The organism is Brachybacterium sp. SYSU DS0246, assembly GCF_059391765.1.
Map to the genome: position 1 here is coordinate 250707 of NZ_JBZXYT010000001.1, position 11008 is coordinate 261714.

Annotated in this window: 8 protein-coding genes; 5 read left to right on the forward strand and 3 right to left on the reverse strand. The window is 68.9% G+C overall.

The window, feature by feature from the left end:
• Positions 1 to 118 precede the first annotated feature (118 nt).
• Positions 119 to 832: an SOS response-associated peptidase gene (locus AC5020_RS01010; RefSeq protein WP_377803816.1), complete on the forward strand. Its 714-nt coding sequence runs from the start codon at positions 119 to 121 to the stop codon at positions 830 to 832.
• A gap of 70 nt (positions 833 to 902) precedes the next feature.
• Here the strand turns inward: AC5020_RS01010 and AC5020_RS01015 are convergent, their stop codons facing one another.
• Positions 903 to 1961, reverse strand: coding sequence for a patatin-like phospholipase family protein (locus tag AC5020_RS01015; RefSeq protein WP_464986860.1), 1059 nt, complete (start codon positions 1959 to 1961; stop codon positions 903 to 905).
• A gap of 237 nt (positions 1962 to 2198) precedes the next feature.
• Here AC5020_RS01015 and AC5020_RS01020 point away from each other — a divergent pair, with 237 nt between their 5' ends.
• The 3 genes from AC5020_RS01020 to AC5020_RS01030 are packed head-to-tail and all read left to right on the forward strand — an operon-like array spanning position 2199 to position 4547.
• A complete protein-coding gene (locus tag AC5020_RS01020) occupies positions 2199 to 2738 on the forward strand; it encodes a hypothetical protein (protein ID WP_464986861.1) in 540 nt (179 codons plus the stop codon).
• Entirely contained in the window at positions 2731 to 4167 is a 1437-nt protein-coding gene (locus AC5020_RS01025) for an SRPBCC family protein (protein WP_464986862.1), read from the forward strand. The genes AC5020_RS01020 and AC5020_RS01025 overlap by 8 nt, the downstream gene beginning before the upstream one ends.
• Positions 4167 to 4547, forward strand: a complete 381-nt coding sequence (locus AC5020_RS01030) for a gas vesicle protein GvpO (RefSeq protein WP_464986863.1) — start codon at positions 4167 to 4169, stop codon at positions 4545 to 4547. Before AC5020_RS01025 ends, AC5020_RS01030 begins: the two co-directional genes overlap by 1 nt.
• Before the next feature lie 185 nt (positions 4548 to 4732).
• On the opposite strand, the gene AC5020_RS01035 is transcribed toward AC5020_RS01030, so the two are convergent.
• Entirely contained in the window at positions 4733 to 7126 is a 2394-nt protein-coding gene (locus AC5020_RS01035) for a penicillin-binding protein (protein WP_464986864.1), read from the reverse strand.
• Between the two features lie 214 nt (positions 7127 to 7340).
• Positions 7341 to 8399 carry an LLM class flavin-dependent oxidoreductase gene (locus tag AC5020_RS01040; RefSeq protein WP_464986865.1) on the reverse strand — a complete coding sequence of 353 codons (1059 nt, stop codon included), beginning with the start codon at positions 8397 to 8399 and terminating at the stop codon, positions 7341 to 7343.
• A gap of 510 nt (positions 8400 to 8909) precedes the next feature.
• Between AC5020_RS01040 and AC5020_RS01045 the strand changes: the two genes are divergently transcribed.
• On the forward strand, positions 8910 to 11008 hold a 2099-nt coding region (locus AC5020_RS01045), incomplete at its 3' end, for a choice-of-anchor G family protein (protein ID WP_464986866.1).

The following is an 11008-nucleotide window of genomic DNA, read 5'->3' on the forward strand; positions in this document are numbered from 1 at the left end:
CACCGGCTGAGCGGTGCCCACCGGCTGAGCGGCGCATCGACCGGAACCAGCTCCAGCGGGCCCGAACGTCCCGGGGCCCCAGTACGATCGTGCCCACCGAGTCGGAGGAGACGCCACCATGTGCGGACGCTATGTGCTCGAAATCGATGCCGAGGGGCAGATGCGCGCCTACGCGGCCCAGCCCGCGCGTGAGCTGGACTGGTACCCGATCTTCTCCATCGCGCCGCGCACCAAGGCCCCCGTCGTCCGCGAGTACGTCGACGAGAGCGGGCAGCTGCAGCGCACCCTCGAGCTCGCCCGTTGGGGCTTCCAGCCCTCCTGGGCGAAGGAGAAGGGGCCGCGGCCGATCAACGCCCGCTTCGAGACCGCCGCGACCAACGGCATGTTCCGCGCGGCCTTCGCCTCCTCCCGGGCGGTGGTGCCGATGTCCGGGTACTACGAATGGGTCGAGACCGAGACCGGCAAGCAGCCCTACTACGTCCACCCCACCGATGAGCGCCTGCTGCACGCGGCCGGCCTCACCACCGCCGCCCAGAACGCGGACGGCGAGTGGGACGTCAGCTTCACGATCATCACCCGGGAGGCCCGCGACGCCGCCGGGGACGTCCACGACCGCATGCCCGCCTTCCTCGACGAGGACCTGCTGGCGGACTGGCTCGCCCCCGGCAAGCTCGACGCCACCGGCAGGGAGCGGCTGCACGGCGAGCTCGGGGATGTCTCCGAGCGCCAGGCCCAGACCCTGGTCACCCACCCGGTGGACCGCCGGGTCAACAACACCCGCACCGTCGACCGCACCGACCCGGGCCTGATCGCACCGCTCATCCTCGGCTGAGCATCAGCCCCGCGTCGGGCCGGATGGTCATAGAGGAGCGGAGCAGGGGAGCACGACGGGGCGGGGAGCGTCACGCCCGTACGGGGGAGCGGTAGCGCGCGAGGTACTCCTGGAAGTCCCACGCCGGCTGACCGGCCGTGCCCTCGAGGAAATCGGTCGCAGCGTGCCGGCCCCGCGCGTACAGCAGCTCGCATTCCTCGTCCGAGAGGGAGAACTTGGTGGGGCCGACGGCGTCGGTGTCGATGAAGATCGTGCGCGCCCGCGCGTGCGAATCCTCGATGTGCTGGCGGTCGTAGAACCCGGTGACGGTGTCCACGACCGCCTTGCCGTAGGACAGCGGGCCCGTGATCTTGTTGACCGTGCCGGTCCCGTCCGGCGGCCGCGCCGAGAGCTTGATGCCGAACGTGGGCCAACGTGGCACCTGTCCCTCGGGCAGGTCGAACACGGAGACCGGGAAGTTCGACAGCATCCCGCCGTCGACCAGCCACGCCGGCCCGCCCCGCCGGTTGCGCCACCGCACCGGCCGGAAGAACAGCGGGATCGCCACCGAGGCACGGACGGCATCGACGACCCGCAGCTGCGCGGGATCGGTCCCGAACTCGGCGCCGTCCGTCGGCAGGAAGCGCAGGCGGCCGGCGGAGAGATCCGAGGCGGTCACGACCAGGCGGAACTGCTGCTCGCCCTGCCCTTCACCCACGAGGTGTGGATCGTGGCAGAGGAGATCGGCGAACGTGCCGGTGCGGTCGGGGCCGCCGTGCTCGGCCAGCTGTTCCTCGAGCCAGCTGGCGAGGGTGTCGCCGCGGTGCACGCCGAGGTGCAGCAGGATGGCCAGAGCCTTGCCGAGCAGAGGCCGGGTCCACCAGGGGCCGTCGGCAAATCGCGAGTAGTCGGTCTCGCGGAGGATCTGGACCATCGTCGTCGCCGGGACCCCCGCGGTGACCAGTGCGCCGGCGATCGCCCCGGCGGAGGAGCCGGCGACCCGGTTGATGCGATACCCGTGCTCCTCGAGCACCTCGATCGCGCCGGCCAGCGCGATGCCTCTGACCCCGCCGCCCTCCAGCACGAGATCGACGCGCCGGGTCTCCGCGCCCGGGTCCGGTGACGGCAGGAAGGGGCGGGCGTTCGGCATCCGCACAGGGTAGGCCAACGCCGCGCAGCCCTGCCGCCGAGACCACCGGACCTCCGACTGACCGAGTGTTCGCCTCCTCGGCAGGACGGCGATCAGCCCCGCTATCAGGGGCGAAGGGTGCGCAGCGGCCGTCCCCGCGACCCCGGGAGCAGTGAGGCATTGACCGTCTGCGAGGGCGGGATAACACTGGCCGCATCATCGGCCGACGGCGCCGATCCTCCCGTGAGGAGTAGATCCATGAACGCGAGATCGAAGGTAGCGCTCGGACTGCTGGGCGGGTACGTCCTGGGCCGCGGACGGCAGGCGAAACTCGCAGCACTTGTGCTGGGATACATCGCCGTCAAGCAGGGTGGCCGCGGCCTGGAGTCGGTCCGCTCGACCCTGATGGAGTCCGACGAGGCCAAGGCGCTCACCCAGCAGATCACCACAGGCCTGGCCACGGCCGCGACCGGGGCCGCGACCGCCGCGGCAGGCAAGGGCATCCACACCCTCAGCGAGAACCTCCAGCAGCGCACGGCGCAGCTGCGCGAAGGGTCCTCCGAAACCTCTGAGCCCGCCGAATCCTCCCAGCCCGAGTCATCAGAGTCTTCCGAATCCTCCGACTCGTCAGAGGCCTCGGATTCCTCCGACTCCTCCGAGTCGTCCGAGAGCGGCGCGGAGAACTCGTCCGAGGAGTCGGCCGAGGGCGGTGCGTCGAGCGAGAGCGAGGCGAGCGGCAGCGCTGAGAACACGGACCAGGCCGAGAGCACGGACCGGAAGGGTGAGTCCGATGAGTGAGCGCACCGCCGAGGACACCTCGACCAAGCCGTGGTGGAAGAGCGCCCTGGAGCAGCTTCCCCTCGATGATCTGAGATCGGACCTGACCGAGTACGCCTCGGCGCTCGCCGAGAAGGGCACCTCCGCCCTGACCGACAAGCTCAACGACTTCGCCGAGTCCATGACACCGGGGGAGGGCGGCGCTGCCGGCGAGGGCCTGAAGAAGGGCGCCGAGAAGCTCGGCGAAGGCAAGAACCCGGCGACCGCGGGCGCCTCTGCGCTGGCTGCGGGAGCCAAGGAGAAACTGACCCCCGGTTCATCCGGTGGGTCGTCCTCGGGTGGATCCTCGGAGGTCAAGAAGTTCTCCAACATCGTCGAGACGGTCGAGGTCGGCGTGCCCGTCAGGGTCGCCTACAACCAGTGGACGCAGTTCCAGGACTGGACCGGCTTCATGAAGAAAGTCGAGAACGCGGAACAGCAGTCCGAGGAGAAGGTGGAGTTCAAGGGGCAGGTGTTCCTCTCGCACCGCACCTGGGAATCCACCATCGTCCAGCAGGTTCCCGATGAGCAGATCGTCTGGCGCTCGAAGGGCGAGAAGGGGCACCTCGACGGCGCGGTCACGTTCCACGAGCTCGGCCCGCGCCTGACGCGCATCCTCATCGTCGTCAACTACTACCCGCAGGGCTTCGTCGAGAAGGTCGGCAACATGGGTCGCCCGGTGGGCCGGCGCATCCGCGTCGAGGCCCGGCTCTTCGCCCGCTACGTCATGACGCAGACGATCCTGGACGAGGACGCCGTCGAGGGCTGGCGCGGGGAGATCCGCGACAGCGAAGTGGTGCGCACGCACGAGGAGGCCCTCGAGGCCGAACGCGCTGCCCAGGAGCAGCAGGACGAACAGGGCGAACAGGATCAGCAGAGTCAGCACGGCGAGCAGGGCCAGCAGAGTCAGCAAGGCAAGGAACAGCAGGATCAGCAGGCTCAGGACGACGAGGAGAGCCCGCAGGACGAATCGGCCGACGCCGACGGCGAGAGCCGCGACCAGTCCGACGAGTCCTCAGGCGGCGACGGACCCTCCGAGGCCACCGCTGGCGAGAGCTCCGACGCTGCAGATGCCGAGCAGGAATCAACCGGCACGGAGCAGGACAGCGAGGGCGACCAGAGCGACGGTGGCGAGGGCCAGGACGGCGGCACCGGCGAAGACGGCGGCGCTGGGCAGGACGGCGACACCGAGAACGGTGACGACGGCCAGAACGGCGGCACCGACGAGGGCGGCGACCAGAGCGACGGCGCCGAGGGCGACGGTACTGAGAAAGCCGACGGCACTTCCGACGAGGACGGTGGCAGCACCGAGCAGGACGCCAGCACCGAGACCGACGAGCCTGCCCAGGAGGAGGACGGCGACTTCGAGTACGTCGAGGTCGACTCCGACGACACCAGCGGTTCCTCGTGATGGCACAGGCCTCGCAGAACAACGACCCGGGCGGCGACGGGACAGAGGACGAGAAGGAGCAGAGCCGTCAGGACAAAGGGTCCCGCGCTGAGAAGAAGCCCTCCGGCCGGCGCCGACGGAAGAAGGTGCTGACGGCCAAGGGAGCGGTTCGCCGCTCGACCGGTCACCTCGCGGAGCTGACCGGTCGGGTTCCCGAGTCCGTCATCGCGGTCGAACGCCAGGAGGACGGCTGGAAGGTGAGTCTCGAGTTTCTCGAATCCCGCCGGGTCCCGGACACCACGGACATCATGGCCGAATACAGCGTGTACGTGGATGATCGAGGCGAGCTGACCTCCTACAAGCGCGAATCCCGCTACACCCGCGGACGCGTCGAGAGCTGAGGCCTCCGCTCCAGGCCGAGGTGAGGAGCCGCGGCGAGACCCACCGGCAGGCGAGACCCGCCGGCGGGCGAGGCGCGCGGGCGGGCGAGGCTCGCGGGCGGGCGAGGCTCGCGGGCGGGCGAGGCGCATGAACGGGCCCCAGCGCCGAGGTGCCTCGTCGCCCCGGAGCCCGGACCGTCGGCCCCTTACCCGGTGGACTGGCGGATGACCACCGTCTCGCCCTGGGGCAGCGGGGTGCCGGCAGGCGGATCAGTGCCGATCACGTACCACTTGCCCACGGTGCTCGAGGGCTCGTTGCGCACCTCGTAGTTGTAGCCGGCTGCCTGCAGCGTGGCTTTGGCCTGGGAGAGATACATGCCGGAGACGGAGGGGACCCCGCCGTTCTGATCCGCCTGCGGCGGGGGCGCCTTCGTCGCTGCCGGTGCGGACGGGAAGGGTTCGCTGGGCAGGCCCTCGTGGACGCGGCTCATGTACTCCTGCCAGGTGGGCAGGGAGACCGTGTTGCCCCACACGTGGCCGTGGCGGAGCATCTGGCCGTCGACCGGGAAGCCGCCGGGGGAGATGTTGGCCTGGGGGTGGCCGAACCAGACGGCGGTGGACATCTGGCGGGTGAAGCCGACGTACCAGGTGTGGAACTGGGAGCCGGAGGTGCCGGTCTTGCCGCCGGCGGGGTGGCCCTCGATGATCTTGCCCTTGCCGGTGGCGCGGGGGTCCTCGAGGTCCTGCTCGAGGGTCCAGGCCATGGTGTCGGCGACCTTCTTGTCCACCGCCTGGTGGCATTCGGCCCCGGAGATCGGCATGGCCTCGCCGTTGCGGTCGATGACCTCGGTGACCGCCTGCGGCTTGCAGTACGTCCCGCCGGCGGCGTACGTCGCATAGGCGCCTGCCATGTCCAGAGCGGAGATGCGCACCTCGCCGAGCACGATCACGGCCGGGGCCAGTTCGGTGCCGTAGATGTCCTCGATGCTGGCGTCCCACGTCTGCGGATCCGCGGGGTCGTGGGTCGCGGGGACCACGCCGATCTCCCGGGCGCCCTCGGCGATGTTGCACAGATCCAGCTGCCGGGCCATGTTCGCGTAGGCGGTGTTGATCGAGAACTTCGTGGCGTTCAGTGCGGTCTCCATGGGGGAGATCCGCACCGAGACGGCGTTGTCGGGGTTGTACCCGGGGTTCTCCCGCCACGCGCCGCGAGGCAGGCACTTGGCGGGGAAGCGGGACATGGGCTCGCGCACCGTGCTCACCCTGTCGGTGATGCTGTGGTTCGTCTCCAGCCATTCCTGGAGCACGAAGGGCTTGAACGTGGAGCCGACGGGGAAGCCGCTGGAGCCGCCGAGGGCCTTGGGGACGTTGTAGTTGATCGCCGTCTCGCCCGGGTTGACCTCTTGATACGGGTTGAACGAGCGGTTCTCGGCCATCGTGAGGATGTTGCCCGTTCCCGGCTCCACGGTCACGATCGAGTGGCCGAAGCCGTGCTGCGCATCCCCGGGCACGCGGCGTTCGAGGATCTCGCCGGCGATCTTCTGCTTGGCCGGATCCAGCGTGGTGCGGATGGTCAGCCCGCCCCCGTAGAGCAGCTTCTGGCGCTCCTCGTACGTCGGGGCGAATTCGGGGTCGCTGAGCAGGGTGCGGGTGACGTAGTCGCAGAAGAACCCGCTGCGGCCCGCGTCGGCGCAGCCCGCGCGCACGTTCTGGATCTGCAGCATGTCCTCCACCGGCTGCTCGGTGTACTTCGTGTACTCCTCGTCGGTGATGTAGCCCTCGCTGTGCATGTCGGCGAGCACCTCGTTGCGGCGCTTCTCGCCGGCTTCGGGGTGGTCGACCGGGTCGTACTGGTTCGGGCCGTTGGTGATACCCGCCAGGAGGGCGGCCTCGCCCGGATTCAGATCCGCAGCGTTCTTGGAGAAATAGTGCCGCGAGCCGGTCTCGACCCCGTACTGGGACGGGCCGAACTGGGCGACGTTGAGGTAGGCGTTGAGGATCTCGTCCTTGCTCCAGCGCTTCTCCAGCGAGATCGCCAACTTCGCCTCACGCGCCTTGCGCCCGTAGGTCTGTTCCGTGGCTTCTTTGATGTCTTCCTGGTCGCCGCGCTGGACTGCGTCCATCAGCAGGGCGTTCTTGACGTACTGCTGGGTCAGCGTCGACCCGCCCTGCGTGGGGCCGCCTCCCATGTTGCTGAGGAAGGCGCGCGTGGTGCCCTTGAGGTCCACGCCGCCGTGCTCGTAGAACCGGCGGTCCTCGACCGCGATCACCGCATGCTGCATGTGCGGCGAGATCTTCTCCAGCGGCACCATGATGCGGTTCTCGGTGTAGAAGGTCGCCAGCAGCGATCCGTCGGCAGCTTCGATCCGGCTGGCCTCGTTCAGCGGCTGGACCTCGAGCTCGGTCGGGTAGGACTCGAACAGTTCGACGCCGTCCTCGGCGATCGCGGAGGTGGCCGAGACCGCCGGCAGGAAGAAGGCGGCCAGGAGTACGCCGCCGAGCGCCGAGACGGCGATCATCCCCAGCAGCAGGTACAGGAACTGCAGCATGGCGACGGGAAGGGGACGTCCGGACGGGGAAGTGGACGGAGTGCTGGCCATGTTTCCAGGGTATGGCGGGCACATGCGACCGCGGAAGGTTCAACCACGGGTTCTGTGCCTGCGCGTCGCCGATGTAATGCGATCGTTGTGCGCCGAGGGTGCTGTGGGTGGCTCGTGGCACGCATCGGGATGCTCCCGGCGCCGGAATACAGGCTCGCTCGGTGCGGCGTGGAGGCCCGTGACGACGAGGCCGGGCTCCAGCGGTCCGGGGCGGTCAGACGGTGAACATCGCCTCGGCCAGCAGCTGGAGCGTCTGGGCATTGCCGGCGGGCTCACCGAGGGGCTCGGACTCGTAGGCGCCCAGGGAGCCGGAGACCATGATCTCGTCCACCCCGCTGGCGGCGGCGAACTCGCGCAGCCGCGGAGTGACCTGCTCCGGGGTGCCGATGAACCACGAGGAGCGCACCTGCTCCAGTGCCTGCGCCTCGGCGCCCTCGGAGGGCGCTGCCAGGACCTCCTCGATGGTCTCCAGCGGCCGCATCGGGGCGTTGGTGCGCATCCGGGCGAACTGTCGCAGCATCGGCAGGGCGCGCTGGTGGGCCTCCTCCTCGGTGGGTGCGACGGAGACGTTGGCCGTGAGGAAGGACTGCGGCTGGGGATGGCGCTCGCTGGGCTGGTACGTCTCGCGATACAGCGTCATCGCCTGCTCGAGGCCCGGGGCGCCGAAGTGGTTGGCGAACACGTAGGGCAGTCCCAGCTGCGCCGCGAGGCGGGCGGAGAAGTCGCTCGAGCCCAATAGCCACACCTCGGGCGAGGTGGTCGCGGCCGGGGTCGCGCGGGCCTCGTAGGTGCCGCCGTTGCTGAAGGAGAAGCTCGCCCCGTCCGGGCTCATGATCTCCATGATCTCCTGGACGTTCTGCGGGAACTCCTGGGCCTCGCTGGTGGTGCCGGAGCGACGCAGCAGCTGCGTGATCACCGGATCGCTCCCCGGTGCGCGGCCCAGGCCCAGGTCGATCCGGCCCGGGGCGATCGCCTCCAGCGCTGCGAACTGCTCGGCCACGATCAGCGGGGCGTGGTTGGGCAGCATCACCCCGCCCGAGCCGAGACGGATCCGTGAGGTGCGCGAGGCGGCTGCCGAGATCAGCACCGGCGGCGTCGTGGAGGCGACGGCCGCCATGTTGTGGTGCTCGGCGAACCAGTAGCGGCGATACCCGAGCTCGTCGGCTCTCTGCGCCAGGGCCATGGATGAGGCCACGGCGTGGGCGGAGCTCTGACCGGTGCGCACCGGCACCAGATCGAGGACGGACAGGGCAAAATTCGCGGTATCGGTCACCGAGGACGCAACGCTCTTGGACGACCTCCTATTCCGGGTGCCAGGCAGGGGCCGACCAGTCCGCAAGCCGACGGGACCCGATGCTGCGGCAGGTTTATCCGAGTGGCCCCGCTCTGACCGCTGTCTTCAGTGATGGGGAGGGTCCATGGAGGGTCGCGGCGCCGGGACGCCCGAGAACCACCACACTGAGCGGAAACCTTCTCCCTGCCCAGGTCTCGCTGGAAATCGCCGGCTCGCCCGTCCTATGTCGATCGTAACGATCAGGCAACAGAGCCCGTCATTCGGTGCAAACCGCCCGACGGCGGGTCCGGCCTCTGAGAACCTTTCCAAGTCACAGTGCGTGACGCGCGTCTCGCGCGCCCGGGCTCCGCCCGGCGCACGGCGTCCCCCTCCCCGACGAACGATGGAGCGATTGTGGAAAGACTGAAGTCCCCGCCGCCCGTGCGTCGGCGCTCGACGGCACTCTTCAAGGGTGTTGTCGCGTCGGTTGCCACAGCTGGGCTAGCACTCATGTCCGCCCCTTCGGCGCTCGCCGCCGAACCCGACCCCACCAAGGATTCGGAGGCGCTGGGCCAAGTCATCGGAGCCGACGTGCTCGGCATCGGGGATGACCAGGGAGAGATTCTGGCGGCCCTTGGCACCAGTCGTACCGGGTTCCCTGACGGCGGTACTGAGTCGAACGACACTGATCTCAGCCTCGTCGGCAACGAGATCCTGTCTGTTCCTGAGCTCGACGTGCCTCTGATCAGTCAGGCAGGGTCGGGGCAGCCGGCCGGGCTGCTGCAGCTCGGCGAGGCGGGCGTGCTCTCCAGCTACGCCACGTCCCCTGAGGCGACGACCTCGACTGCCAGTGCCGGCGTCATCGGCGAGGACGGGTCCATTCAGGTCGATCCCGGCGGGGAGGGCGCGTACGACACCGCTACCGTGAACCTGACGGATCTGTTCGACCAGGTAAACGTGGACGGTCTGACTGACCAGGTCGTCGACGAGGCCTCGCTCGAGATCGGCGCGCTGGGCTCGACGGCTACCTCCACCAACGGCGCCGACGTCGAGTCGAGCTATGTCGTGGCCGGGTCGCGCCTGGTGATCAGCTCCCCGGCCGTCGGCGAGGTCGGCACCACGCTCGATGGCGCCATCACCGATGTGGGCGGCACGCTTAACGATGCGGTCGGCCCGGAGGGTGAGCTGAATCAGCTCATCGCCGACCTGGAGAACCTCGGCGTCGACCTTGATCTCGGTCTTCCGCTCGTGCCCTCTCTCGGGCTCGGTGTCGACACGGCTGAGGTCAGCATCGACAACATCGATGCCGCCCTGGCCGGAGCGAGCGACGAGCTCATCAACGAGCCGCTCGTGAGCAACGACGGGTTGGTCACTATCGACCTCGCCAACGGTGACATCATCGTCGACCTCGAGCAGCTGGTCGAAGGCGGCCTCAACGGCCAGCCGGCCAACACCGAGGTGCTCAACGGTGAGATGGCCGGACTCATCACCCAGGGCGTGACCGAGGCACTAGGCACCCTGACAACCAAGGTGAGTGACGTCGTCGCGCCTATCGTCGAGGATGCGGGCGTGACGATCGACCTCGGCCTTAGCGGCGGTATCGACGGCACACTTACGGCAGATGTGAACGTCACCGTGCAGACGACCATCGGTCAGCTGGCGGGGACCGTCGAGGGCGAGCCGACCATCGAGGTCGGCGGCTCCATCGACACCCTGGTCCCGGGGCTCAGCCTCTCGATCGACGATCTGGTGGCGCCCCTCACAGATATCCTGCTGCCCGAGGTCCTCGGTCTCGCGCAGCCCGCCGTGACCGGCCTGCTCGAGACTGCCACCACCGGTCTGACCGATACCCTCGACGGGATTATCGACCCCCTCGTGGCAGAGGGCAGCGTCCTGGACGCGGTCTTGGACGGTCTCGTTCAGCAGCTCGTGTCCGTGACCGTCAATGAGCAGCCCGCTCCGGGCCTGCTCGGCGAAGAGTCCTTCACGGTCAATGCGCTGAGCATCACGGTGCTGCCCGCCACCAGCGCCATCGACGTCGACCTGGCCTCCTCGACGGTGCGCTCGAGCGCCGCCGCGGTCGAGGATCCCACCATAGCGGTGGACCCAGGCACGGTTGAGGACGGCGGCGTCACCGAGGTGACCGGCACCGACTACCCGGGGAACACCGACGTGGACGTCCAGCTCACGGATCTGGACGGCAATCCGATCGGTGACGCCGTCACGGTGACCACGGACGCGGACGGCGGGTTCACGACCGATCTGACTGTCCCGGAGGGCACCGAGGCGGGTGACTACCTGGTCGAGGGCACTGCTACCTCCGGCGAGTCCGCGACCACCGACCTGGTCGTGACCAACGCCGACGATCCGACGGACGTCAACACTGAGGTGAACACCGAGGCCAATACTGAGGTGAACACCGCTGAGAACACTGAGGTGAACACGGACGTGAACACCGCGGAGAACGATGCGGACAACACGGCCGACAACACTGAGGTGAACACCGCTGAGAACACTGAGGTGAACACGGCGGACAACACGGACGTGAACACCGCGGAGAACGATGCGGACAACACGGCCGACAACACTGAGGTGAACACCGCTGAGAA

Excerpts from the sequence above, each read along its gene's own strand:
- AC5020_RS01010 (WP_377803816.1), top strand. The coding sequence starts at position 119 with ATGTGCGGACGCTATGTGCTCGAAATCGATGCCGAGGGGCAGATGCGC.
- AC5020_RS01015 (WP_464986860.1), bottom strand. The coding sequence starts at position 1,961 with ATGCCGAACGCCCGCCCCTTCCTGCCGTCACCGGACCCGGGCGCGGAG.
- AC5020_RS01020 (WP_464986861.1), top strand. The coding sequence starts at position 2,199 with ATGAACGCGAGATCGAAGGTAGCGCTCGGACTGCTGGGCGGGTACGTC.
- AC5020_RS01025 (WP_464986862.1), top strand. The coding sequence starts at position 2,731 with ATGAGTGAGCGCACCGCCGAGGACACCTCGACCAAGCCGTGGTGGAAG.
- AC5020_RS01030 (WP_464986863.1), top strand. The coding sequence starts at position 4,167 with ATGGCACAGGCCTCGCAGAACAACGACCCGGGCGGCGACGGGACAGAG.
- AC5020_RS01035 (WP_464986864.1), bottom strand. The coding sequence starts at position 7,126 with ATGGCCAGCACTCCGTCCACTTCCCCGTCCGGACGTCCCCTTCCCGTC.